Annotated in this window: 24 protein-coding genes; 11 read left to right on the forward strand and 13 right to left on the reverse strand. The window is 59.3% G+C overall.

What is annotated here, in order from left to right; all coding sequences use genetic code 11:
* Positions 1-21: 21 nt before the first annotated feature.
* The gene (gene hppD / locus ACN0Q0_RS01670; protein ID WP_417241610.1) at positions 22-1,107 is read right to left on the reverse strand and encodes a 4-hydroxyphenylpyruvate dioxygenase; all 1,086 of its coding nucleotides are present in this window, start codon (positions 1,105-1,107) and stop codon (positions 22-24) included.
* A 127-nt stretch (positions 1,108-1,234) separates the two neighbouring features.
* Here hppD and ACN0Q0_RS01675 point away from each other — a divergent pair, with 127 nt between their 5' ends.
* Positions 1,235-1,714 (forward strand): Lrp/AsnC family transcriptional regulator, encoded by a 480-nt coding sequence (locus ACN0Q0_RS01675; protein WP_417241611.1) that lies wholly within the window; start codon positions 1,235-1,237, stop codon positions 1,712-1,714.
* Positions 1,715-1,721: 7 nt separating this feature from the next.
* Here the strand turns inward: ACN0Q0_RS01675 and ACN0Q0_RS01680 are convergent, their stop codons facing one another.
* From ACN0Q0_RS01680 to hmgA, 8 genes are all read right to left on the reverse strand, one after another.
* A complete protein-coding gene (locus ACN0Q0_RS01680) occupies positions 1,722-3,038 on the reverse strand; it encodes a TRAP transporter large permease (protein WP_417241612.1) in 1,317 nt (438 codons plus the stop codon).
* 3 nt (positions 3,039-3,041) lie between these two features.
* Positions 3,042-3,611, reverse strand: coding sequence for a TRAP transporter small permease (locus ACN0Q0_RS01685; protein ID WP_417241613.1), 570 nt, complete (start codon positions 3,609-3,611; stop codon positions 3,042-3,044).
* On the reverse strand, positions 3,612-4,646 hold the full coding sequence (locus ACN0Q0_RS01690) for a TRAP transporter substrate-binding protein (protein WP_417241614.1): 1,035 nt from the start codon (positions 4,644-4,646) through the stop codon (positions 3,612-3,614).
* Complete coding sequence (locus ACN0Q0_RS01695; protein ID WP_417241615.1) at positions 4,646-4,858, reverse strand: DUF2783 domain-containing protein; 213 nt, start codon at positions 4,856-4,858, stop codon at positions 4,646-4,648. The genes ACN0Q0_RS01690 and ACN0Q0_RS01695 overlap by 1 nt, the downstream gene beginning before the upstream one ends.
* 3 nt (positions 4,859-4,861) lie before the next feature.
* Entirely contained in the window at positions 4,862-6,487 is a 1,626-nt protein-coding gene (locus tag ACN0Q0_RS01700) for an FAD-dependent oxidoreductase (RefSeq protein WP_417241616.1), read from the reverse strand.
* A 65-nt stretch (positions 6,488-6,552) separates the two neighbouring features.
* Complete coding sequence (locus ACN0Q0_RS01705; protein WP_417241617.1) at positions 6,553-7,503, reverse strand: MBL fold metallo-hydrolase; 951 nt, start codon at positions 7,501-7,503, stop codon at positions 6,553-6,555.
* 4 nt (positions 7,504-7,507) lie between these two features.
* A complete protein-coding gene (gene fahA / locus ACN0Q0_RS01710) occupies positions 7,508-8,782 on the reverse strand; it encodes a fumarylacetoacetase (RefSeq protein WP_417241618.1) in 1,275 nt (424 codons plus the stop codon).
* A gap of 40 nt (positions 8,783-8,822) precedes the next feature.
* Positions 8,823-10,181 carry a homogentisate 1,2-dioxygenase gene (gene hmgA, locus ACN0Q0_RS01715; RefSeq protein WP_417241619.1) on the reverse strand — a complete coding sequence of 453 codons (1,359 nt, stop codon included), beginning with the start codon at positions 10,179-10,181 and terminating at the stop codon, positions 8,823-8,825.
* 161 nt (positions 10,182-10,342) lie between these two features.
* Between hmgA and ACN0Q0_RS01720 the strand changes: the two genes are divergently transcribed.
* Complete coding sequence (locus ACN0Q0_RS01720; protein ID WP_417241620.1) at positions 10,343-10,786, forward strand: MarR family winged helix-turn-helix transcriptional regulator; 444 nt, start codon at positions 10,343-10,345, stop codon at positions 10,784-10,786.
* Positions 10,783-11,400 (forward strand): maleylacetoacetate isomerase, encoded by a 618-nt coding sequence (gene maiA, locus ACN0Q0_RS01725; protein ID WP_417241621.1) that lies wholly within the window; start codon positions 10,783-10,785, stop codon positions 11,398-11,400. The genes ACN0Q0_RS01720 and maiA overlap by 4 nt, the downstream gene beginning before the upstream one ends.
* A gap of 14 nt (positions 11,401-11,414) precedes the next feature.
* Here maiA and ACN0Q0_RS01730 read toward each other — a convergent pair whose 3' ends face one another.
* A complete protein-coding gene (locus ACN0Q0_RS01730; protein ID WP_417241622.1) occupies positions 11,415-11,861 on the reverse strand; it encodes a MarR family winged helix-turn-helix transcriptional regulator in 447 nt (148 codons plus the stop codon).
* A gap of 253 nt (positions 11,862-12,114) precedes the next feature.
* Entirely contained in the window at positions 12,115-12,816 is a 702-nt protein-coding gene (locus tag ACN0Q0_RS01735) for a haloacid dehalogenase type II (RefSeq protein WP_417241623.1), read from the reverse strand.
* A 340-nt stretch (positions 12,817-13,156) separates the two neighbouring features.
* Between ACN0Q0_RS01735 and ACN0Q0_RS01740 the strand changes: the two genes are divergently transcribed.
* A complete protein-coding gene (locus ACN0Q0_RS01740; protein ID WP_417241624.1) occupies positions 13,157-13,438 on the forward strand; it encodes a hypothetical protein in 282 nt (93 codons plus the stop codon).
* Positions 13,439-13,868: 430 nt separating this feature from the next.
* Complete coding sequence (locus ACN0Q0_RS01745; protein WP_417241625.1) at positions 13,869-14,408, forward strand: hypothetical protein; 540 nt, start codon at positions 13,869-13,871, stop codon at positions 14,406-14,408.
* A gap of 170 nt (positions 14,409-14,578) precedes the next feature.
* On the opposite strand, the gene ACN0Q0_RS01750 is transcribed toward ACN0Q0_RS01745, so the two are convergent.
* Positions 14,579-15,028: a hypothetical protein gene (locus ACN0Q0_RS01750; RefSeq protein ID WP_417241626.1), complete on the reverse strand. Its 450-nt coding sequence runs from the start codon at positions 15,026-15,028 to the stop codon at positions 14,579-14,581.
* A gap of 278 nt (positions 15,029-15,306) precedes the next feature.
* On the opposite strand from ACN0Q0_RS01750, the gene ACN0Q0_RS01755 reads away from it, so the two are divergent.
* The 6 genes from ACN0Q0_RS01755 to ACN0Q0_RS01780 all read left to right on the forward strand — a co-directional run bounded on the left by ACN0Q0_RS01755 (position 15,307) and on the right by ACN0Q0_RS01780 (position 22,411).
* Complete coding sequence (locus ACN0Q0_RS01755) at positions 15,307-15,969, forward strand: hypothetical protein (protein WP_417241627.1); 663 nt, start codon at positions 15,307-15,309, stop codon at positions 15,967-15,969.
* A gap of 3 nt (positions 15,970-15,972) precedes the next feature.
* Positions 15,973-17,550, forward strand: a complete 1,578-nt coding sequence (locus ACN0Q0_RS01760; protein WP_417241628.1) for an O-antigen ligase family protein — start codon at positions 15,973-15,975, stop codon at positions 17,548-17,550.
* On the forward strand, positions 17,547-18,371 hold the full coding sequence (locus ACN0Q0_RS01765; protein ID WP_417241629.1) for a metallophosphoesterase: 825 nt from the start codon (positions 17,547-17,549) through the stop codon (positions 18,369-18,371). The genes ACN0Q0_RS01760 and ACN0Q0_RS01765 overlap by 4 nt, the downstream gene beginning before the upstream one ends.
* 47 nt (positions 18,372-18,418) lie before the next feature.
* Positions 18,419-20,536: a GumC family protein gene (locus ACN0Q0_RS01770; RefSeq protein WP_417241630.1), complete on the forward strand. Its 2,118-nt coding sequence runs from the start codon at positions 18,419-18,421 to the stop codon at positions 20,534-20,536.
* Between the two features lie 50 nt (positions 20,537-20,586).
* Complete coding sequence (locus ACN0Q0_RS01775; protein WP_417241631.1) at positions 20,587-21,978, forward strand: phosphomannomutase; 1,392 nt, start codon at positions 20,587-20,589, stop codon at positions 21,976-21,978.
* A 121-nt stretch (positions 21,979-22,099) separates the two neighbouring features.
* Positions 22,100-22,411, forward strand: coding sequence for a hypothetical protein (locus ACN0Q0_RS01780; protein WP_417241632.1), 312 nt, complete (start codon positions 22,100-22,102; stop codon positions 22,409-22,411).
* A gap of 180 nt (positions 22,412-22,591) precedes the next feature.
* On the opposite strand, the gene ACN0Q0_RS01785 is transcribed toward ACN0Q0_RS01780, so the two are convergent.
* Positions 22,592-23,641: a cytochrome-c peroxidase gene (locus ACN0Q0_RS01785; protein WP_417241633.1), complete on the reverse strand. Its 1,050-nt coding sequence runs from the start codon at positions 23,639-23,641 to the stop codon at positions 22,592-22,594.
* Positions 23,642-23,677 lie beyond the last annotated feature (36 nt).

Below are 23,677 nucleotides of genomic sequence, written 5' to 3' on the forward strand. Positions count from 1 at the left end.
AGAGCATAGGGCCAAAGGTCGCTACAAAACGCCGCGTTCGATTTGATCCGCCTCGATGCTTTCGAACAGCGCTTTGAAATTGCCCTCGCCAAAACCATCATCCCCCTTGCGTTGAATGAACTCGAAAAAAATCGGGCCAATGACGGTTTTGGAAAAAATCTGCAACAGGATGCGGGTTTCACCACCGCCAAGCACCCCCTCGCCGTCAATCATGATCCCGTGTTTGGCCATGCGGTCAATCGGCTCCTCATGGTCCACAACCCGCGTTTTGCTGAGTTCATAATAGGCCATCGGCGGCCCTTTCATAAAGGTAATGCCGCGGGCCGCGATTTCATCGGTAGCGTCATAGATATCCTTGGCACCAACCGCGATATGCTGAATACCTTCGCCATTGTAACGTTTGAGGTATTCGACAATCTGGCCCGTTTCGCCGCGATCCTCGTTGATCGGGATGCGGATGCGGCCACATGGAGAGGTGAGTGCGCGGCTCAAAAGCCCCGTGAATTTCCCCTCGATGTCGAAGAAACGGATTTCCGTGAACCCGAACAGCTCGCCATAGAATTTAAACCAAACGTCCATGTTTCCTTTGTGGACGTTGTGGGTCAGGTGATCGAGATAGTGAAAGCCAACGCCCTCGGGATGCGCGGCGCTGACCCAGTTAAATTCTTCATTGTACGGGTTTTCACCGTAGTATTTATCGATGAAGTAAATCAGCGACCCGCCGATCCCGATGATGGCAGGCACATCCATTGTTTTGCCCGCCCCCTCATAGGGTTGCGCCCCTTTGGAAACGGCGTGATCAAATGCATGCCGGGCATCGACAACCCGCCACGCCATCGACGGCGCACAGGGGCCGTGCTCTTCAACAAAACGTCGCGCGTGGCTGTCTGGCTCGTCATTTAGAACATAGGTGATGTCGCCCTGCTGCCAGAGCTCGATCCGCTTGCGTTTATGGGTCGCCGTGTGCGTATAGCCCATTTTGGCAAAAAGCGTACGAAGCGCCTCGGGATCGTCATGGGCGAATTCTACGAACTCGAACCCATCCGTACCCGCGGGGTTTTCAGCCGTAATCGTGGATTTTGGTGCGTCGTGCGGGAAGGGTCCCATTTTATCTCTCCTTGTTTTTATCAAGGATACGACAGGTTGCATGCGGCAAGTGCGCAAAGACGACCCCCATGAGCAATATTGACGCACAAATATTGCAAAAAGGAACAACTTTTCGCACAATGCACGCATGAATACGCTTGACGCCAAAGATATTCGCCTTTTGTCACTCTTGCAAAAGAACGACCAGTACACGGCCCTTGAGCTGTCCGAAAAACTCGGCATGTCCGCGTCACAAATCGGTCGCAGACGGCAGCGACTTGAAGCAGAGGGATACATCGACAGCTTTGCCTGTCGGTTGAACCCCGACAAGCTCGGTCTGGGTGTGCAGGCCTTCATCCAAATTCAAACCGAGTCCCAGACGGGCGAAACGCACCAATCGGTCATGGCACTGGTGCGCACCCACCCCGAGATCATTGCGGCGTGGACGTTGACCGGCGATGCCGACTATATTTTCCGCGTGTATTGCACCGATCTGGCGGCCCTCAACCACCTTGTTCAAAAGGTGTTATTGCCGCACCCGTCCATTGGACGGGTGCAAAGCCAGATCGTCATGGAACAGATGAAAGACGATACCGCCCTGCCCTTGCCCCACCCGGGCGGGACCTAGGCAGCCGCTACATCCATGACACCATCCACAACGAGAGCGACGGGATCAGGATCAAAAGCGCCAAGCGCACGATGTCGGCAATCCAGAACGGCAAAACCCCTTTGAAAATCGTCGACAGCGACACGTCTTGTAACACGGCCTTGAGCACGAAAACGTTCATGCCGACGGGCGGTGTGATCAGGCTGATTTCCGTAGCCACAACGACAACGATGGCAAACCAGATCAGGGCGTTTTCCGGATCGAGAAGCATCTCGTTGGCAAAGGGCAATTCATACATCAACGGGTAGAACACAGGCACGGTGAGCAAGATCATCGAAAGACTTTCAAGCACACACCCGAGGATCAGATAGATCACCACGATACCGAGCATCACGGCCCAAACGGGCAGTTCGAGGTCGGTGACGATCGAAACCAGAGCATCAGGCAGGCCCGCAAAGTTGACGAAGTTGGTAAACAGCTCCGCCCCAATGATCACCGCAAAAATCATCGCCGTGGCACGCACGCTGTCGAGAGTCGCGTCAAAGAAATCGGCAATGCTCATCGTCCGCAGGGCAATCGCAAGCAAGACGGAGACACCTGCCCCCATGCCGGCGGCCTCTGTCGGCGTAAAGAACCCGCCGTAGATACCGACCATGATAAAGGCGAACAGGCCAAGCACCGCGAAAACGCCGATCACATCCTGACGCGACATCGGTTCGCTCTCTGTCACCTCGGGGGCCAATGACGGGTTGCGCCAGACCGCAGCTTTCACAGCAACGAGATAGAGGATCACGCCCAGAATACCGGGGATGATACCGGCAATAAACAGCTTGGCGATGTTGGTTTCGGTGAGCAGCCCGTAGATAATCAGGATCACCGAGGGCGGGATCAGAATGCCAAGCGTGCCGCCCGCCGCGATGGAACCTGTGGCCAAGCGGTCATCGTAGCCGAACTTGCGCATCGACGGCATGGCGACCTTTGACATTGTGGCCGCAGTGGCCAGTGACGATCCGCACACCGCCGAAAACCCGCCGCATGAAAAGACGGACGCCATCGCCAATCCGCCACGTGTGCGGCCGAACAGGCGGTCGGCACCCGCATAGAGGCCATGCGCGATGCCAGAGGCCGCTAACACATTGCCCATAAAGATGAAAAGCGGGATGACGGAGAGCGTATAGGACAGCGCACTGTCAAAGGCAATTTGCCCCGTCATGGCCCACGCAGGCCCCCACCCACGCATCAATGCAAAGCCAATACCGCCAACAGCGGCCATGCCGAACGCAATCGGCACACGCAACAAAAGCAGACCCAAAAGGACAGCGAAACCGATAAGTGAAATGAGCATGGATTAGACCTCGGCGTCGCGGTTTGGGGCGTCGCGATTTGGGGCGTCGCGGTTTGATTTCAGAACGGGGGGCATGATGCCACGCAAGAACGCGATAAAGGCGCTGACCAGACACGAAAAACTCGCCAGATACCCAAAGGGGGCATAGGGGATATTCAGGGCATTGGTCACCGCGCCATCCGCGGCGGCACCGGCCGCGTGTGTGGCCAGTCGCCATGCCAGTGTGGCAAGGAGTGCCGCGGAAAACAGGCCCGCAAACGCGGAGAGCCAGTCGTTCACGCGGGTTGAGCCGACAGCAGCGACAAGATCAACCTCGATGTGTTCTTTGCATTCGGTCGTGAGCGGCAGCGCCAGAAAAACAAGCGCTGCCAAGAGAAGTTCGGTAAGCTCGAACGCCCCCGACAGGGGACGGTCGAAAAAGTAACGCCCGATGACATCGACACAGGTGATCAGGATCAAGCAAAACAGGATCAGACTTGCACCGATGCCAAGCGTCTTGTTGAGCAGCGGACCGATATCAAGCCCGCCCCCGTTCTGCGATTGGTCCCTAAACCTCTGTCTCAGGCGCTCCATTTAGTAGTCCACGCCAGCTTGGGTACGGATCGCGTCAAGGGCCGCAGCCCCGTCATAGCCATCACCCGCAATCGCGTCGGCCCACCCCTGTTCGTAGCCTGCCGCCTTTTCCTTGATGACCGCGACAAGGGCGTCAGGAGCGTTGTAGGTTTCGATACCGGCCGCGTCGATTTTCTCGATTGCAGCGGCGTCAGCATCGTCCCACGCCTGACCAACCAATCCGGCAAATGCCGCCCCGGAGATCCCTTCGATTGCGGCTTGATCCTCCGGAGAAATCGCGTCCCATTTGTCATCATTCATCACGAGGAACCATGTGGTGTTATAAAGACCACCGGGAATGCGCATGGAGTATTTGATGTCGTCAGTCAGCTTGAATGCTGTCAGGGCTTCATAGGTGAACGCCGCGCCGTCAATCACACCACGCGAGAGTTTTTCATACACTTCACCCGAGGACATAAAGAGCGTTTCGGCCCCAAGATCGCCCATCAGGTCGGAGATGTAGCCCCCGGGAACGCGGGTCTTGAGTCCCTGAATATCTTCGGCCGTTTCGATTTTGCGCACATTGTTGTGCAACAGGCCCGGACCATGGACAAACAGGCCCAAAAGCTTCACGCCCTCATGCTCTTCTTGCGCATCAAGCTGACCGGAATACACATCCCAAAAAGCCTTCGATCCATCAACGGCGTTGTCGGTGATAAAGGAAAACTGACCGATGCGGGACCGGGTAAAACGGTCATCCGTGGTGAAGGAATGCAGCCCATAGGTGATATCCGCGATGCCCTCTTTGGCCATGTCGTAATGCGCGGGGGGCGCGCCCAAAGGCTTGGCAAGGATACGCACGTTAACGCGGCCCTCGGTGACCTCCTCGACCTGTTTGGCCCACGGTTTAATCGCGTTGGCCACAATCGGGTGGCGTGGTGGCAGCCAGCTCGAAAGCGCGAGTGTTGTGTCGGCAAACGCCGCCGTGGATGTCAGAAGGCTGCCGGCGATCGTGGCGGCCCCCAATAGGGTTTTGAATGCTGTGTGCGTTGTCATTATAGTCTCTCCTCCTCTTGAGACGGTGTCTTTGCGATGCGGAGCGCCTCGCGCAGAATGTCGGCCTCTCCGATGTGATTGGCGAGGATCAGAATGAGGCGGGCATTTAGCGCGTTGCTCTCATCATCACTCAAGCCTTCGTGTCCGGAAATCAGCATTTCGTAGACGTCATCGGGCGCGGCAAAATTTGGTTTCAATTGCAACGTTTTCATAATTTATACCTTCCCGCAAGCCTGTCGTAGGGCTTGGACAACAGATTTTTCATCAAACGCAGCCCACCGCGCGGCAACATGCTGATCCGGCCGGACAAGGTAGACCCCCGCAGGTGCCGCCCCGAGATAGCGCTCACGCAGGACGCGCGTGGCCTCATCATCGCCCGAAACGCAAAGCGTCTCGATGGCAATCCCGTCCACCATCATCTGATCCGGAACTGTGGTGCCAATCGCGAGCAAAACGAAGCGATCCCCGAGATGGTCGAGCAGGTAACCGTCGCCAAGCGGCGCATCAGGGCACACGCTGCCAACGCGGGATTTTTCGGGCGCACCACTCAGGTCATCCGCCCCGTTGAGCGAGAGACCATCATAGGTGCAAGGCACTGACAACCGGCCCGAATTCACGAGTGGGCGCGCAAATTCGTGATGCTCGGCAAGCGCCAGAACCGCATTGCGGAACGTATGGCTGACCTTCGATTTCGGCGTGATAAAATCGGTCGAGCGTGTCGAGTTCAGGATGTTTTCATCCGCTCCGTAAACGCGCTCTTCGTCATAGGAATCAAGCAGACTTTCAGGCGCAGCACCTGTGATCACCATGCCCAGTTTCCAACCGAGGTTGTCGACATCTTGCAAACCGGAATTGGCACCACGGGCGCCAAAGGGCGATACCTGATGCGCCGCGTCACCGGCAAACACCACCCGCCCATGACGGAAATTATTCATGCGGCGACATTGGAACGTATAGATTGACGACCAGACAATATCGTATTCCACATCAGCCCCGAGCATCGCATCAAGACGTGCGCGGATGTTCTCTTCTTTCATCTCTTCGGCGCGGTCGACGTCCCACCCGATCTGGAAATCGACACGCCACACATCATCGGGTTGCTTGTGCAACAGCGTCGAGGCGCCGGATTTGAAATAGGGTTCGAACCAGAACCAACGCTCGGTCGGGAAGCTCTCGTTTTTCATCCGGATATCGGCGATCAGAAAGCTGTCTTCGAACGCGCGTCCGTCAAAATCGAGCGCCATCATGGCGCGTAGCGGCGAGGATGCCCCGTCACATCCGACCACCCACTCGGCCTCGATCGCATAGGCGCCTTCGGGCGTCATAACCTCAAGGCGGCAGTGGTCCTCATGCGTTTCAATCGCGTCTACACGGTTCTTGCCACGCACCTCAATGGGCGCACCCTTGGCAATTTCCGCTTCGATCTGCTCATAGATGAACTTTTCGAAATAGGGCTGCTGTAGGTTGATAAACGCGGGATTGCGGTGCCCCTGCTCGGGCAGCAGGTTGAACTCGAAAATCTGACGGTCATCGTGGAACACTTTGCCAAGGTTCCACACGACACCCTTGTCGAGCATGGGCGCCCCCGCCCCATATCGGGTGGCGATTTCCAGACATCTTTTGGAGAAACAAATCGCGCGGCTCCCCATGCCAATGCCTTCGTGGTCATCCAGAACGAGAACGGGGACACCCTGGCGGCCGAGATCAAGCGCCGTGGCCAACCCGACAGGGCCCCCACCAACAACAACGACTTTATGCCGGGCGGCGGTATCGCGATCCTGGTCTTTGCTGCGCGCATAGGGGTACAGCTTGAACGCCAGTGTATAGCGGTCTTGAAACATGGAGTTTCTCCTCCCATGAAGTGGCGCGCAGATCCCTCCTCAAGACCTGCGCTGATAGATGTGGATCAGCCTTGCAAGTCAGCCCACATTTGTTGGTCACGCTCGGCGGTCCAGACCCGGGGTGTGTCGATGCCACGGGCCTCGTCATAGGCGCGGGCCACGTTGAACGGCAGGCAGTGTTCGTAAATCGCGTAATCTGCGAATTTCGGATCACATGCGGCACGCACGGCGTCCCATGCCTCTTTGAGCGACCCGCCACGCGCGACGATGCGTGCGACAGGTTTGTAGGTGCTTTCGACAAAATCGGCGGTGGCCTCGAGGGCTGCGGCGACCATCTCCTCGCCCACAAGCGCGTCACCACGCCCCGGTGCGATGGACTTCGGCTCAAAGGACGCGATGTTGGCGAGTGTTTCCGGCCAATCGGCAAAGTGACCGTCACCGCAGTAGCATGCGGAGTGGTATTCAACGATATCGCCCGTGAACATAACCTCTTGGTCCGGAACCCAGACCACGGCGTCACCGGCGGTGTGGGCGCGACCCAGTTTCATGATGTCGACGCGGCGTTTGCCAAGGTAGACCGTCATGCCTTCGGTGAAGGTTGTGGTTGGACGCGTGAGGCCGGGAATTTCCTCGTGGCCCTGAAACAGGCGCGGGAAACGGCCGAATTCGCTGTCCCAATCTTCCTGACCGCGCTCTTCGACCATCGCGGCGGCGGCGTCCGACATGATGATTTCACGCGCACCATACGCGGAGGCCCCAAGCACGCGAACGGCGTGGTAGTGGGTCAGGACAACGTGGGAGATCGGCAGATCCGTGACCGTGCGCACGCACTCGATCACCTTACGCGCAAGGCGGGGGGTGGCTTGGGCTTCGACGATCATCACGCTGTCGTCACCGATGATAACACCGGTATTGGGATCCCCCTCGGCGGTGAAGGCATAAAGGCCCTCGCCCACTTTCGTGAAGCTGATTTTCTTGTCGTCCATGTCGCCTTGGGATGCGAATGCTTTGGCCATGGGATTATCCTTTGTCTTGTGCGTTGTGAGGCATGGGGGCGGCGGGCAGGATTGTTCCCGCGCAATCGCCGAAACCGATGCGGTATGTGTCTGCGATGGCCGCGCCGCGCAGGGTCAGCGTGTCACCATCCTCGATAAAGGTGCGGGTCTCGCCGGTGTCGAGGGTAAAGGGTTCACGCCCCGCCCAACTCAGTTCCATCAACGAGCCGTATTCCGATTTGCTTGGCCCCGAGATGGTACCGGAGCCGAGTAAGTCGCCCGTGCGCATCCCGCAGCCTCCGACCGCGTGGTGGCATAGCTGCTCGGCGGCGGAGTAATACATGCGGCTGTAGTTTGTGGTGGTGAGTTTGGTGGCCGTCGCGGCGCCCGCGGGCTGCATCAGCACGGAGAGTTCGATGTCGAACAACCCGTCAGTGGTAGAGGCGAGATAGGGCAACAACGCGTGCTCGCGTTGTGGCGTGGGCGTCCGGAACGGCGCAAGTGCGGCGGCGGTGACGATCCACGGCGAGATCGATGTGCCGAACGCCTTGCCCTGAAACGGGCCGAGCGGCTGGTATTCCCACCCTTGGATATCACGCGCCGACCAGTCGTTCAAAAGCACATAGCCAAAGATCATGTCATCGGCCTGATCAACCGTAATCGGCGTCCCCATCGGCGACGGCGTGCCAACGATGGCCCCCATTTCCAACTCGATATCAAGACGCTTGGAGGGACCAAAGCTTGGCAGCGCCGCATCGGGGGCTTTGGATTGCCCATTGGGGCGGTGAATGGGCGTGCCGGAGACCACAACGGAGGACGCCCGCCCGTTGTACCCGATGGGAATATGCAGCCAGTTGGCGGGCAGTTCGGCCGAACCACGCAGGATCGCCCCCATGTTTTCCGCATGTTGACGACCCGCGTAGAAGTCGGTGTATTCCGTCACCTGCATCGGCATGAGCATGTCGACATCTGCCTGTGCGACAAGCGTCTCGGCCAAGGCCGCCTGCGCCGTCGCGCCATGCGACAACAGCGCCGTGAGTTGCGCGCGCAAATCGGCCCAGACATCCGCCCCCGCCGCCATCACGGGGTTCCAAACGCCCGCGTTCAACAAGGGACCGCCGCGCATGGTCAAGAGACCTGCGGCCTCGGCGGCGGTGGCGTCAAGGATCATATCACCGATGGCAACGCCGCAACGCGCCTCCCCACCGCCGGATGAAAAAACACCGTAAGGCAGGTTGTTGAGAGGAAAGTCCGTGTCGGCGCTATTGGCGCTTTCAACCCAGGATTTTTGAAGACTCATTGCGTGTATTCCCGTGATTTATCTGTGCGTTGCATTGGGGTTATTTGTCCCAATTGCCCTCTGGCGTTCCGTCGAAATGCTTCTCGAGACTGTCCCAACACTCGATGTAATCGTCCTGAAGCGGCGCTTCTTTGCCCGCAAACTCCGTAAGGTGCTGCGGAAAACGGGTCTCGACCATAAAGGACATGGTGTTGTCGAGCTTCTCGGGCTTGAGGTCCGAATGCGTGGCCTTTTCAAAGGCGTCATTGTCGGGGCCGTGGGGGATCATCATATTGTGCAGGCTAATCCCACCGGGCGCAAAGCCGTTCGGCTTGGCATCATACTCGCCGTAAATATTGCCCATCAATTCGGACATCACATTCTTGTGGTACCATGGCGGACGGAACGTATTTTCCATGGTCATCCAACGCTCGCGGAACAGCACAAAGTCGATATTCGCCGTCCCCGGAACACCCGATGGTGCGGTCAGAACGGTGAAAATCGAGGGGTCGGGGTGGTCAAAAAGGATCGCACCGATGGGGCAATAATCGCGCAGGTCGTATTTTACGGGCGCGTAATTGCCATGCCATGCCACAACATCGAGCGGCGAGTGGTCAATGAATGTTTCGTGGAATTGCCCCTGCCATTTAATGACCACACGCGAGCGGGCATCGCGGTCTTCGAATGCAGCAACGGGCGTCTTGAAATCACGGCGGTTGGCCATGCAGTTGGCACCGATCGGCCCCCGTCCGGGCAAGTCAAGTTTCTGGCCGTAGTTTTCGCAAACAAAGCCGCGCGCAGGCCCGTCGACAAGCTCGACACGGTACACGAGACCACGCGGCAGAATGGCGATTTCTTTGGGCTCGACATCGATGATGCCAAGCTCGGTGTAAAACCGCAGGCGCCCCTCTTGCGGTACGACGAGCAACTCGCTGTCGGCGGAAAAGAAGTACTCATCCTCCATCGAGGCGGTGACGAGGTAGATGTGGTTGGCCATGCCGACCTGAGTGCAGACATCACCCGCTGTTGTCATCGTCCGCATCCCTGTGAGCCATGTTTGCTCCTGATCGGCGTGCGGCACGGGGTCCCAACGATACTGACCGAGCGAGGTCACGTCGGCCAAAACATTGGGCGCGGAGATCCAGTAAGGCACATCGATTTTGGAAAAGCGGCCAACATGTTTGACGGAGGGCCGGATACGGTAGCACCATGTGCGCTCGTTTTGGTGGCTCGGCGCGGTAAAGGCGGTCCCGGTCAACTGTTCGCCGTAGAGGCCATAGGCGCATTTTTGCGGACTATTCATGCCGAGGGGCAAGGCGCCGGGCAAGGCCTCGGTTTCAAAATCATTTCCGAAACCGGGCATATAGCCGGGCGTCAGACCCTTTGTATCGGTTGCAACTGTCATCCGTGTTTTGGTCATAGTGGCCTCCCATTTTTGATCCGCAAAACGAAAGCACAGCGGATTCGATCTGGCTGCAATATTTGTTGCATTAGCAACGATGTCAACGTATTTGTTGCAAATGAAACGAATATCGTCATAACTGAACCCCACGATACGATTGCGCACCGGGAGCTGTCGCCTTGAAACATGACCTGCCAGATTTTGACCTCGACGGCTATGTCCCCTATCAACTCGCCGTCGCCGCATCGCAGCTGTCCAAAGCACTGGCGGTGCAGTATCGCGGCCGTTTCGGCATTTCCATGCCCGAATGGCGCGTACTGGTAAACGTCGGGTATTCCGACAAAGTCTCCGTGCGCGACATCGAGCGCCGCGTCAGCCTCGAGAAATCAAAAGTCAGCCGCGCGGCCAGTAAACTGGAGGCGGCAGGCTATATCACAAAGACCGTTGATGACGATGACCGCCGCCTTCTCAAACTCGAACTAACCGCCGAAGGGGCAGCACTTTTGACCGAAATTGTGCCAATCGCACGCTCGTTTCAGGCAAAGGTCGAGACGGCATTGGCCGCCGAGTTTGCCACATTCCAATCGGCACTCACGACACTCATGGAGCTAGACGACGCATGATTACCCTGTTTGACTATTGGCGCTCATCGGCAAGTTACCGCGTGCGGATCGGGCTGAACCTCACGGGCGAGACATGGACGTCATCGGCGGTTGATCTGTTGGCGAATGCGCAACGGGGGGGTGAAAACCTTGAACGCAATCCGCAAGGTCTCGTTCCAAGCATCGAGATCGATGGCACCCGGTTCACCCAATCTCTGGCCATTCTCGAATACCTCGATGAAACACGCGCACTCGGGTTGCTCCCGACCGACCCCGTTGGCCGCGCAAAAACCCGCGCGTTGGCCCATGCCATCGCGATGGATATTCATCCTGTGTGCAATTTGCGTGTGGTGGGCTATGCGGCGACGGCCTCATCCGGACAGATCACCAAAGAAGCTTGGATGCATCACTTTATCGCGCAGGGGCTCGCGGAATTCGAGGCCATGTTGGAGGGCGGGGATTTTTGTTATGGTGACCACCTCACTTTGGCGGACATCTGTTTGGTGCCACAGGTTTACAACGCCGAGCGGTGGGGCGTCGATATGACCGGTATGCCCAAGATCCGTCGTGTCGCGGCGCATCTGGCGACCTTCGATGCCGTTCTCGCCGCCCATCCCGACAAAACGCCACACTGATTTCCCCGATCAGGTCAGGTGTCGTCGCCCTTCAACCGGTTGGCGGCCGCGACCTGCAACGCCTCCAGCCCTTTTGACAGCGCCGCAAGGTCGTCGGACGACAGCGCACTGATGATCTCGGATGTTCGCGCCTTCACTTGCGGCATCAGCTCGCGAAACACCTCCGCCCCTGTGGTCGAGATTTCATAGCGGCGAAGACGGCGGTCATCTTCCAGTACAGCACTGGAAATATAGCCCTTATCCTCAAGACGCTTCGCCGCACGACTGATCTGTACTTTATCGAGCGTGGTGCGGCGCGACAGTTCGCGCGACGTCATATTCGGCACATCCGCGAGCAGGAAAAGAAAACGCCACTCCTCACGCGACAGCCCGTATTCACGGCCATAGACCTGAGACAAGTTACGCGAAAACGTCTCTGCGGCAACGGCCAGGCGATACGGGAAAAAGTCTTCGAGCGTCATGGGGGTCTCCGGGCAAGGCACAAAGTGTCACATAGCATGTGGGATGCGGCGTGAAGCTTCAAGTCCTTTTGCGTCGAACCGGATACCCGCCTAAAGCCGCGCAATACCGAGATCTTTCAGGCAAACCGCATCATCTCGCGATACCGGAAACCACCCCGTCGGAAAATGCCGCGATTGCCCCCGAAGATACCGGCGTCCACATCGCGCCCCCGTTCGCCCCCTGCGGTCCGGACGCCGGGCGGGGTGGGACCGGTCACCCGACCGGCCTGTGCGCCGCAATGATTTGGGAGGCAAAATCATCAAGATCACGCGCCACAATATCGGGTTGTGGCACCTGCGCCTCTTTCACAATACTGTTGTGCGGGCGGGCAACAAACGCGCCCGTATACCCACAGCACTGCGCACCGATAGTGTCCCACAGATGACAGGCGACCATGCACGCAGCCTGCGGCGTCACCCCCAAACGATTCGTCACCAATTCGTAAGTCGCCGGATGGGGCTTGAACCGCTTGACCGCATCGACGCTGAAATGATGATCAAAAAGCGATGCAATCCCCGCCCGCTCCATCGGTGTCGGTGACTGGCCCGGCGCGGAGTTTGTGAGAGTCACAAGGGTGAACCCCGCATCGCGCAATCGCGACAACGCGGGGACCACATCGGGATAGGCAGGCATGGAACCGAACAGAGCTTTCAGCTCGGCAATATCATCGTCACGAACCACCACGGATTTGTTGTCCCCCACCATGCGCAACACACCGCCGGCCAACGCGCCAAACGGCATGTAACGCCCGGATAAGGTCAGCGTTTGCGAATACAGAATCATCTCCGCAAACCACTCCCGCAGGGTTCCGGAGGTGCCGAACAAGCGCTCGAAAAGCGGTTCCAACGTGGTGATATCAAGCAGCGTTTCGTTGACATCAAAGACAAGCGTCGAAACGGGCGTGCGGTCGGTCATGGCGGTGCTTTGTCCCTATCTGTTCTGCGACTTGGCCATGCCTCTTGTTGTGGCAGACGCCGCGGCGGCGCCATTTGCGCATGGCCTCACGGAAACGGACCATAGAGCGCGGCGGTGGGCAATGTTTTTCTCGGAGCAAATCCTCCGGACCGGTCATTTCGACAGCTCCAAAGAGACCACTCGCGCAGCCCCCGCTTTGGTCGTATGGTCATTCGACGTGGTGCGCTTGACGCTCGTCTGGATCAGGCACCGCCTTTGGACGTCCCCACGATCAGGGCGCCCAACGCGACATTTAACGACATGCTCCCCATCACTTCACAACTCACCCCAAGAGGCCGCTATGACGACACATGACGACTCCAATACCAAAGTGCATTACATCTGCCAGACCTACGTTGAAAAACCGGCGGGCCGCGGCGGACAGGCCGGATTGCAGATCAACAAACAGTTCCAGTATTCCACCGCAGATCAGGCACAAGAACGCGCAGAGCGTGAAAACCGCGCCGATGATTGCGCCGGTGCTGATGCCTATATGGTGATCGAGGACCCTGAGTCAGGCGAGGTCAGCGAGCCGAAGTTCATCGTCAGACTGGGCAACGTCCCCGAGTTCGACGCCTTTTAACGCAGGGAGGGCGGTGATTGCGCTTGCCGCCCGTTCGCGGCAACCGTTGCACAAAAGGGATGCGCATTTTAGCCCGCCGCTTGTGTGCGACACGCCCCTGATCCACCCCGTATGATCCGTATGGTTGAGCCTCCATTACGGGACGCAATAGCCCGATCCGATGGCGGGCGCACCGCCACGGCCCCATGCTCCACATCATTTCACCCCTTCTCCCCACCCGCAAAGCGACGCTTTGACCGACAAAAAAACTTTTGTTTTCAATACAAAACCACCAGTCGCGAAAACTCTAAGACAATCTGAACCAGTTTCACCGGCACGCTCCACGGCACACCAACAGCTTCTTAATCTTTGTGCTCTTTCATAGGCCCGTGGCGAGGTGGGCTTGCCAAGCTGGTGTCATGCCAGCTCAGTAATAGAGTGGGTGAATATCATGAAACTGTACCGAAGCTTCGGTGTGGCAAAGGGCTGTGGGCCTTTGCCGGTCAAAGAGAAACTGCGTTCATTTCTGAAAAGACATATCGCAAAGGCCGTTATTGTGGCCGTGGCGCTTGGCACGGCACAGATGCCGCAGATCGCGCAGGCGGCACAGGCACGGTCCGTCATCACCATCCGCAATGACCCCGGTGGTCGACTGGATACACGCATCAACGAAATCAACCGCATTCGCCAAAGCGGTGCTCAGGTCCGTATCGTTGGTGGCTACTGCAATTCGGCGTGTACCATGTATCTCGGCCTGCCCAACACTTGTGTGTCGCGCAATGTCTCCTTCGGGTTTCACGGGCCGATGAGTCAATTTTACGGTATGGCGCTACCACCGGACGAGTTTGAATACTGGTCGGGCGTTATGGCCTCCTACTACCCGGGGGCGATCCGGTCATGGTACTTGCAAGACGCGCGTTATGTTACGGTTGGTTTACGGTCGGTATCAGGCAGGGATTTAATCAGGCTCGGTGTTCGCGAGTGCGCCTAGGGCGCGGGCTGTCGGGGTGATGCCGCTTGGCGTTTGCTCTGAAACCACCCCTGTTTCCAAGGGCGCGCGATGCCAAAGGTGGCATTGCAGGTGATGCGTTAATCGCAAAAAGGCGCCCCGAGGGGCGCCTTTTCCATACTGGATCAAAGTTCTGATTCACGCGCGGCGGATCAGGTGCCTGATGCATTCACAGGCGGCGTGGAGGGTGCCGGAGCTGTGGTGGGGGCAAGGCCGAACGCGGTAGGTTGCGTCGTGGCCGCTTGGCCGCTTGCTACGACCTGAGCCGCTTGGCGCAAACCGGCAGCCGCCGCAGGGCTGGACATGCTTGCCGACGCGGTGGTCAGAGCCGCCGACAGGGCCGACAGAGCCGCAGGGTTCCGGGTCGCTTGCGCCGCACTGTAAACCGAGGCTGCAATCTGGCCGATTGCGGCATCAAGTTCCGCACCGGTCAAACCGGCGGCCTCAAGGGCTGCGATCTGTGCCTGAACGAGCGCCGCACAGCTTGCAGCATCAGCAAAACAGGCCGCAGCAATGTCGACCTGTTGCGCCGCAACAGGGCCGCCAGAAAAGCTGAAAGCCGCGGCTGTTGCGAGGACTGCAAAGGATAATTTATGTTTCATAGTTAATATTCCACCCAAAGATGTGTAAAGAAGCTACCGCTTGCTAACATATACGAACGAGTCCCTCAATGCTCGAATGCGCAAAAAAGACACCCTTTCCCCACAACAATACCCAATTCGCCTATTTTTGCAGCACCTGTTCTGCCACAGTCACAATTCAAACCCGATCCTGTGTATCTGCACGAAGCCTATTGAAACACCGGAGGCACCCGCATAGGCATGACCCCGATATCATTCGACGCACAACTTATACTTAAGAGAATTTAATGAGACCGTTTATGTCTATATACGCGGGCGTGACCGTCATCGCTCTCGCAACCGGCGGTCTCGCGGCAAAGGTCCTGTCAGACGAATACCGCAGTTTTCGCAACATCGAGACAGACGGAAACACCGCCTTTTTAAAACTGCGCCACAATGCCGACCTGTCCTTTGCCCCATGGGCCATCCTGACCCAAACCGCCGTTCTGGAGATGTGCAACAACGCGCTCATCGCCCCGATCTCATCCGTCGTGGCCCCCGACGTCTATGCCGGAATTGCCACCCGCTGTCGCGACACGGCCCAAGAGATCACCCAACAGGTCCCCGCATGGGGGCTGTCGCGCTTCAGCGAGGCCCGCGCCGCCGCCGCTCTGGGCGACATTCCCGCCGCTCAAACCGCGCTCGAGCTCTCCGCCCGTCTTGCCCCGAACGAGGGATGGATCGCGCAAAAACGTGTCCTTCTCATGTTGGACCTGCCCGAGACCGCCGCCATCGACACCCTGTTTGTGCGCGATCTCACGCTATTGCTCTCCACGCAGACCTCACGGCAATGGGTCGCCCAACTGTTTGTCGCCCGTCCCGACCACCAGGACCGGATCGCATCCGCGGTCGAGACCACCCCGAACGACACACAGCGCCGTTTCCTGTCGGACCTGCGCCGCCTGAACCGCACGGGGGCGTAACCGATGGATTTCAAAAAAATAAACCCCGTCACCGCAGGCCTCGCCCCCACCACGCCCCAGACGTCCGACACCCCGCATCCCGCCGATGGCGACGCCGCGGCCAATACCATCGCACCACTGCAATTCGTCGTCACGCTGATCCCCGACACCCGTGATCGCGCCGCCCGCCCAAACCGGCTCAACGCCCTCTACATCCGCCTCATCGGACTGTTGCTGTTGATCATACCGGTTCCGCTCGGCTCCCATCGCCCCGTGCCATGGGCGCTGTGGGCTTTGGTCGTCAGCGGTCTGGTTCTGGCCTTTGTGATCCGCCTGCTCGTCAGCGAACCCGACCGAAAGCTGCGCAGCATCGCCCATCGCGACCTGTTGCTGATCGCCCTCGTCATGCCGCTGTTTGCCGCCGCACAACTGTTGCCGTTGGGACACCTCGTCCCCGGAGCCTTCCCGCCGGAACTGGCCCCCGACACCATCACCCTTAGCGCCTCCGCCACCCTCCTTGCCCTCTTGCGCCTCATGACCTACGCGGGACTGTTTGTGCTGACCCTCGAGGTTTGCACCCGCCCCGAGCGCGTCCGCCAACTGGCCCAAACCATCTTTTACGGCCTCACCGCGCACGCCATTATCGCCATGATTTCGCTCAACATTCTGGGCGACAGGTTCTTGTGGGGCGAAAAAACCACCTATCTCGGATGGGCCACAGGCACCTTTGTCAATCGCAACTCCTTTGCGAGCTTCATGGGGCTGGGTATCATTACAGGACTCGCCCTGTTGATGGCACACCGCCAGAACGCCCCGCGCCCGCGGCGCTCGGCCCAACTGTCGCTCTTCTCCCCGCAAGCCGTCACAACCGGCGGCTACTGGGTCTGCCTTTCCCTCATGGCCACTGCCCTCGTCGCCTCCGGATCGCGCATGGGGGTTACCGCAACCGTAACCGGCGCCGCCATCACCCTGATCTGCATGTCGGCCCTCGCCACGCCACCCTCCCGCAACGCCCCATCCACGCGCGGCCACCACCGCAGCCGCACCAGATCGCGTGCGCGTCACTGGCGCACAGGGATCGTGAGCCTCGTCATCGTCGCCGCACTGGCCATGGTGCTTTTGTCGCAAAATATCGGCGAACGCCTGATCTTTAGCGCAGGTGATCTGGACTCCCGTCTGGCCCTCTACCACGCCGTATGGGATCTCATCCTCACACGACCATGGACCGGCTACGGGTTGGACACCTTTCAACTGGCCTTCCCCTTGGTCCATGACGAGCGCGTGTCCTCCGCCTACATCTGGGATCTGACCCACAATTCCTACCTCATGCTCTGGGTCGAACTCGGCCTCATCGCCGGAAGCGCCCCCCTGATCGCCCTCGCCGGAGCCGCCCTGTGCCTGATCCGCACCCTGCGCCGCGCCGCAGGCACCGACCCCGACACAGGGCCCGCGATCGCCATCGCTCTGGGCGCACTCGGCCTCGCTGCAACCCACTCCCTTCTGGACTTCAGCTTCGAGATCGAAGCCAACACCGTGCTGTTGGTCGTGATGATCGCCATGGGGCTGAGCCAGACAAAACGCGCCAAAAGGACACCGTCATGAGCCTTTGGAAACGCCTGTTGTTCGGGGCCGCGCCGACACGGTCCTCACGCAGCACCCCCCGTATGCTGCGCAAACTTTCTCTGGAGACAGCCCCCGCCGCGACCTATGCCGTCGGCGACATCCACGGACGCTTCGATCTCTATAAAGACCTCGAGGCCCGCATCCTCGACGATGCCCGCGCCTATCACGGTCCGGTCCTGATTGTCCTGCTCGGCGATATGATCGACCGCGGCCCACAATCGGCACAGCTGCTCGACCACCTGCGCACCCCCACCCCCGATGGCATCACCCGCCTGTGTCTGCGCGGCAATCACGAGGACATGTTCATTCGCGTGCTCAACGACCCCGCAGGGGCCGCCGACTGGATCTCATGGGGCGGGGCGCAAACCCTCGCCTCCTACGGTGTCCATCCCGATCCCGAAGGCGGATATGATTTCAGCCCGACGGGATGGCGCAAGACCCTTGCCACAAGCATTCCCCAAAGCCACCGCGCCTTTTTGCGCGACATGCCGCTGTGCCTCAGCCTGCCGGACTGGTTCTTTTCCCACACCGGCATCAACCCCGACCGCGACATTGACGATCAGCGCAAAGACGATCTGGTCTGGGGCGATCCCACCGGGCTCGACGGTCACCGTTTTGCACAATGCGTCATCCACGGGCATGTTCCCGTCGACACCGCACGGATTGGCGACAAGGTCATAAATGTTGACACCGGCGCCTATTTTTCGGGTGTGCTCACCGCCGTTCGACTTGTAAAAGGACAACCGGCACACCTGATCACCACAACGCCCGACACCCCCGACACACAGTCAGACCAGTAACCGCCTTTACACACGCCATACCGATTTCAGACCCGAGGAAGAGACCCATGACACACACAGACACAGACACCGTCGATTTACGGGGACTCATTTCCATGGTGCGCCGCCAGGGCAGGCTCATTGTTCTCAGCGTCGCAATCCTCGTCGGACTGGCCCTGCTCTACCTGTTCAATGCAACCCCCATCTACACATCCTCGGCCCTCATCTACGTCGACCCCTCCAAAAAAGACCTGCTCGCCACCGAGCAATTCTCGTCTATTTCAGGGTCCGCAGAGAACTCCAAAATCGAGAGCGAAGTCGAGATTTTGCGCTCCAACCGCGTCATCTTCGAAACCATGGACCGCCTCCAACTTATCAAAAGCGCCGAGTTCGGCCCGAGCCTCAGCCGCATCGACCAGATCAAGATCGCCCTCGGCATCGACGTCCCTTCCCCCGTCGACCCCAACGTCCTCGTGGCCACAACGTCCCAACGTCTCACAAACGCCGTTCAAATCCGCCGCAAGGGCCTCACCTATCTGATCTCCGTCTCCGCAGAATCCGCAAGCCCGCAAACCGCCGCCGACATCGCCAACACGATGGCCGACGTCTATATCTCCCAACAGGTTGCCGCCAAAACCGAGGCCGCCCTCGCCTCGCGCGATGTCTTGCAGGCCCAGATCAACACCGCCAAAACCCAACTGTCGCAAAGCGAAGCAAGCTTCAACACCTTCATCACCGACAACCTCGCCCGTCTGGAGGCCGAAGTCGGAACAGAGCGCTTCTCCGCCCTGCAGGACCAGTTCACACAGGCCCGCGACGGCACATTGCAAACCCAGGCCCGGATCCAGTCCGCGCAGGAGGCCCTGGAGGGCGGCAACTGGACACGCATCATCGCCACCCTGTCTGACGATGCCCTCAGCGCCCTCGACCGCCAACGCCAACAAATCGAACGACGCCTGAACGGCACGCAGCAAGGATCAGACACCGAAATCAACCTGCGCGCAGGCCTCTTGCAAATCCAGACGCAAATGGAACAGCAGGCCGAACAGGTCGTCGCCTCCCTGCAACAAACCCTCAACACCGGTCAGGACGCCCTCAACGAACTGCAGGGCGCCCTGCGCAGCGAAGTCATGCAAGGCGACCTCTCCCCCGAGACCCTCGCCTCCATCTTCGAGCTGCAACAAGAGGCCGACATCGCGCAACGCCAATACTCCACCCTGCTCTCCCGTCTGCGCGATATCGAAGCTCAGGCCCTCGTGCAGGTCGCCGATAGCCGCATCGTCTCCGAGGCCATCCCCCCAAGCTACCCAAGCGCCCCGAACAAAAAGCTTATCCTCGCTGTGGCCCTTGTCGCCGCCATCGGCATCGGCCTCGGCCTCGCCTTTCTCAACGAATATTTCGTCGGCGGCGTCACATCCCTCAGCCAACTGCGCAACCTCATCGCCGGCCCCGTGGTCGGTGTGCTGCCCAAAATCACCCTCACGGACACCCAACTCAGCGTCGCCGACCTCGTTCCCGACGAACCGATGTCCCTGTTCAGCGAAGCCGTCCGCCGCACCCGCGCCCATATCGACCAAAGCCTCAAAGGCACGGATGCAAGCAGCAGCGTGATCATGGTCACATCCGCAAACCCCGCCGAGGGGAAATCATCGCTCTCGCTCTCCCTCGCGCGCACCTATGCCGCCGCCGGAAAGCGCGTCCTGCTCATCGACGCAGACCTGCGCAAGCCCTCCCAACACAAACAAATCGGTTTCAAACCCGATGAGGGGTTCCTCGAATACCTCAAAGATCCAAGCGAAAAAATGGGCGCCGAACGCAGCTTCTATGTCGCAGATCCGAAATCGCAAACCGGCATCATCCTCGGCCGCGGACAGGCCGACATCCCCACAGACCAACTGCTCCAGACCGAGGCCTTCTCGAGCCTGCTTCAAAGCGCACGCCAAAGCATGGATATCGTCATCATCGACACGCCCCCGATCCTCCCCGTGGTCGACGCCCGATACATTGCCCCCCTTGTTGACGCCATTGTCCTGACCGTCAGATATGCCGAAACATCACAAAGCGATGTGCGCGAAGCCTTCACCCAGATCGACGCCGCCAAAAACAAAGACACCCCAATCCTCACAACCCTCAACGCCGACGAGAACAAAGCCTCGAGCTCGGGGTACTACTACGCATACAATTAAAAAACACAGGCCGGGCGCCATAGGCGCCCCCGGATAAAAAGGCTTTGAACATGGCCCCTTCTTTTGGCACCAGTGGTCTGCGCGGATTGGTCACGGACCTCACGGCGCCCCTCGTCGCGGATTATGTTCACGCCTTTCTGACCACCTTGCAGGGCTGTGACACGCTCTATGTCGGGCGTGACTTGCGGCCCTCATCCCCCGCCATTGCACAGATTATCTGTCAGGAGGCGCAGGCCGCAGGGATGCATGTTGTCGCCTGTGGCGCACTTGGAACGCCCGCGCTTGCCTTGGCCTCCATGGGCGCGGGGGCGGCGGCGATCATGGTCACGGGAAGCCACATTCCCGCCGACCGCAACGGCCTCAAATTCTATCTGCCCACCGGCGAAATCTCCAAAGCCGACGAAGCCGCGATCAGCGCCGCCTACGCCGCAGGCCTGCGCCAGACCGGCACACAAGCAGGGCGCTATAGCAAAAGCACCGCCGCTGAAACACGCTACATCTCCCGCTACATCGGGGCCTTCGGATCGACGGCCCTCAACGGTTTGCGGATCGGCGTGTACCGCCACTCGTCCGTTGCCCGCGACACGATGGAACACATATTGGACGGCCTCGGGGCGCAGGTTGTCCCCCTCGCCCACTCCGACGTATTTATCCCCGTCGACACCGAAGCCGTCGATACGGATACCAAAGCGATGTTGGCCGCATGGTGCCGCGCACACGGTCTTGATGCCATTGCCTCCACCGATGGCGATGCCGACCGCCCGATGCTCACCGATGCCACGGGCAAGATGATCGCGGGGGACGTTCTTGGCGTGTTGAGTGCGCGTTTTCTTGGCGCACAGGCCGTGGTCACGCCTGTCTCCTCCAACGACATGGTGCGCCGCATGCCGGAGTTCGACGCGGTCCATTTGACCCGCATCGGATCGCCCTACGTGATTGCGGGCATGAATGACGCCCGCCACACCCACGCAAAAGTCGTGGGCTTCGAGGCCAATGGCGGGTTCCTGCTCGGGTTCGAGGCGTCCCTCGACGCGCCACTCGCACCGCTGCCGACCCGTGACTGTATGCTACCAATCCTCGCACCATTGGTGGCGGCACAACAGGCGGGGACATCCCTCGCGGCGCTGGTCGCGGATTTGCCCGCCTGTTTTACCGCCGCTGACCGCCTTCAGGAAATCGATCGCGCCAAAGCGGGTGCCTTTTTGTCCACGCTCATCGACGACACCACCGGTCGCGCCGCCTTCTTCGCCCCCTTCGGGATCATTGCCACCGTCGATTTGACCGACGGGTTGCGGGTGGATTTCGACAGCGGGGATATGGTGCATCTGCGACCCTCCGGCAATGCGCCGGAATTCCGCATCTATGCGCAATCCGCCTCGCAAACCCGCGCCGAAGACCTGATGGCCCGCGCCAAGGACGCCGTTGCCGCACAGATCGCGTGACCCCTCGTCGCGGTTGAGATCCCCCCACACAAAGAGCGCGCCCCTGTCCGGAGCGCCTGATCCGGCACGACAGCAACAGGGCAAAACGTTAACCATTTTCGCCTTGTGAATGTGAGAAGAATTGGCAAAGCTAACAGGTATTATGCCAAATCGGACCTATCATACACTGTCGCTCGTGATCTCTGCACGTGACGTACACCTCTTTATGACGCTTTCGGCGCCCGCGGCCCTGCGCGTGAGCTCCATGCAAAGTGCGCGCGAACACAACGACCTGACCCATTCCTTACCCCCCCGCGAACGCGAGGTGATTATGCGGATGTTAGACAGCTGTCAGCATTACGGCGAACGGCAGGAACTGGAACTGGCCGACACGGTCGAGCGCATCGGGATGACCATGACGCAGGCCTACCTCAATCGCGCCAAAGACGACTGATCCACGGCGGCGCGGTGATAATTTGCGCACCCTGAGCCCGACAGGCCCAACGCTTTTCAACGCCGGCACCGACACCACATCCGCGACCTGAATATCGCAATCGGACGACCCCGAACGGGGCCGCCCGCGTTTCAAAACGCCGTTGGAAACTTTCGTCGCGTCCGGCCTATCCCCCGCGGATCAGTTCGGAAGAATATCCTGCGACGGGCGCGGTGTTGTCGCCGTCTCGGCGGGCAACACGGGTGTGACGATTTCAGGCATATCCCCCGTCAGCGCCCCGAGGAACGCCACCAGTTGATCGGCCTCGCCATCCGACAGAACCTCGCCAAGCTGACTTTCCGCCATGATCTGAACTGCGACTTTGAGATCCCAAACCTTGCCGGAGTGGAAATACGGCGCGGTCAAAGCAATGTTGCGCAGCGGACCGGCCCGGAAGACGTATTCGTCATCCACCGTATCAGTCACAGCAAACCGGCCACGGTCGCCCTCGGGCAAGATATCCGCACCGGGTTTTTCAACCAGACCAAACGGATAGTAACCCTCACCGCCGATATTCACACCGGAGTGGCACGACACACAGCCCTTATCCATGAACAGGCCCAGACCCGCGACCTGATCCTCGGTCATGGCGGCATCGTCACCGTTGAGCCACGCATCAAATGGCGCAGGTGTCAGCAACGTGGCCTCGAATGCCTCGATCGCCTTGGCCATATTGTCGAACGACACGGGTTCGCCGTCCTCGGGGAAGGCGTCGGTGAACCATGTCACATAGTCCCCCATCGACGACAGCGTGGCCACGACGTTTTCGGGCGTATTGGCCATCTCGACGCCCGCCTGAATCGGACCTTTGGCTTGGGCCTTGAGGTCGTCGGCACGCCCGTCCCAGAACTGCGCCTCGTTGAACACCGCGTTGAGAACAGTTGGCGAGTTGCGTGGCCCTTTTTGCCAGCCGTGCCCCACGGACGTTTCCATATTGTCATCCCCCCCCGTGGTCAGGTTGTGGCACGAGTAGCACGAGAACACGCCCGAGGCAGAAAGACGCGGATCAAAGAACAACGCCTTACCGAGATCGATCTTTTCCTCGGTGATGGGATTGTCTGCGACCGCAGGAACGGTGGACGGCAGCGGTTTGAAATAGTCCAAAGCATCCGTGCGCAGATCCTGCGCAACAGCCGACTGGGCGGCCAATGCCGCAACAGATGTAAGGAAAAGACCTCGTAGAACTGACATGGGAAACTCCATTGATTGAGTCGTGTCGCGCGCTCA

The organism is Celeribacter sp. (assembly GCF_048259695.1).
GTDB lineage: Bacteria > Pseudomonadota > Alphaproteobacteria > Rhodobacterales > Rhodobacteraceae > Celeribacter.

Coding starts and splice junctions, on each gene's coding strand:
- hppD (WP_417241610.1), bottom strand. CDS start 1,107: ATGGGACCCTTCCCGCACGACGCACCAAAATCCACGATTACGGCTGAA.
- ACN0Q0_RS01675 (WP_417241611.1), top strand. CDS start 1,235: ATGAATACGCTTGACGCCAAAGATATTCGCCTTTTGTCACTCTTGCAA.
- ACN0Q0_RS01680 (WP_417241612.1), bottom strand. CDS start 3,038: ATGCTCATTTCACTTATCGGTTTCGCTGTCCTTTTGGGTCTGCTTTTG.
- ACN0Q0_RS01685 (WP_417241613.1), bottom strand. CDS start 3,611: ATGGAGCGCCTGAGACAGAGGTTTAGGGACCAATCGCAGAACGGGGGC.
- ACN0Q0_RS01690 (WP_417241614.1), bottom strand. CDS start 4,646: ATGACAACGCACACAGCATTCAAAACCCTATTGGGGGCCGCCACGATC.
- ACN0Q0_RS01695 (WP_417241615.1), bottom strand. CDS start 4,858: ATGAAAACGTTGCAATTGAAACCAAATTTTGCCGCGCCCGATGACGTC.
- ACN0Q0_RS01700 (WP_417241616.1), bottom strand. CDS start 6,487: ATGTTTCAAGACCGCTATACACTGGCGTTCAAGCTGTACCCCTATGCG.
- ACN0Q0_RS01705 (WP_417241617.1), bottom strand. CDS start 7,503: ATGGCCAAAGCATTCGCATCCCAAGGCGACATGGACGACAAGAAAATC.
- fahA (WP_417241618.1), bottom strand. CDS start 8,782: ATGAGTCTTCAAAAATCCTGGGTTGAAAGCGCCAATAGCGCCGACACG.
- hmgA (WP_417241619.1), bottom strand. CDS start 10,181: ATGACCAAAACACGGATGACAGTTGCAACCGATACAAAGGGTCTGACG.
- maiA (WP_417241621.1), top strand. CDS start 10,783: ATGATTACCCTGTTTGACTATTGGCGCTCATCGGCAAGTTACCGCGTG.
- ACN0Q0_RS01730 (WP_417241622.1), bottom strand. CDS start 11,861: ATGACGCTCGAAGACTTTTTCCCGTATCGCCTGGCCGTTGCCGCAGAG.
- ACN0Q0_RS01735 (WP_417241623.1), bottom strand. CDS start 12,816: ATGACCGACCGCACGCCCGTTTCGACGCTTGTCTTTGATGTCAACGAA.
- ACN0Q0_RS01740 (WP_417241624.1), top strand. CDS start 13,157: ATGACGACACATGACGACTCCAATACCAAAGTGCATTACATCTGCCAG.
- ACN0Q0_RS01745 (WP_417241625.1), top strand. CDS start 13,869: ATGAAACTGTACCGAAGCTTCGGTGTGGCAAAGGGCTGTGGGCCTTTG.
- ACN0Q0_RS01750 (WP_417241626.1), bottom strand. CDS start 15,028: ATGAAACATAAATTATCCTTTGCAGTCCTCGCAACAGCCGCGGCTTTC.
- ACN0Q0_RS01755 (WP_417241627.1), top strand. CDS start 15,307: ATGTCTATATACGCGGGCGTGACCGTCATCGCTCTCGCAACCGGCGGT.
- ACN0Q0_RS01760 (WP_417241628.1), top strand. CDS start 15,973: ATGGATTTCAAAAAAATAAACCCCGTCACCGCAGGCCTCGCCCCCACC.
- ACN0Q0_RS01765 (WP_417241629.1), top strand. CDS start 17,547: ATGAGCCTTTGGAAACGCCTGTTGTTCGGGGCCGCGCCGACACGGTCC.
- ACN0Q0_RS01770 (WP_417241630.1), top strand. CDS start 18,419: ATGACACACACAGACACAGACACCGTCGATTTACGGGGACTCATTTCC.
- ACN0Q0_RS01775 (WP_417241631.1), top strand. CDS start 20,587: ATGGCCCCTTCTTTTGGCACCAGTGGTCTGCGCGGATTGGTCACGGAC.
- ACN0Q0_RS01785 (WP_417241633.1), bottom strand. CDS start 23,641: ATGTCAGTTCTACGAGGTCTTTTCCTTACATCTGTTGCGGCATTGGCC.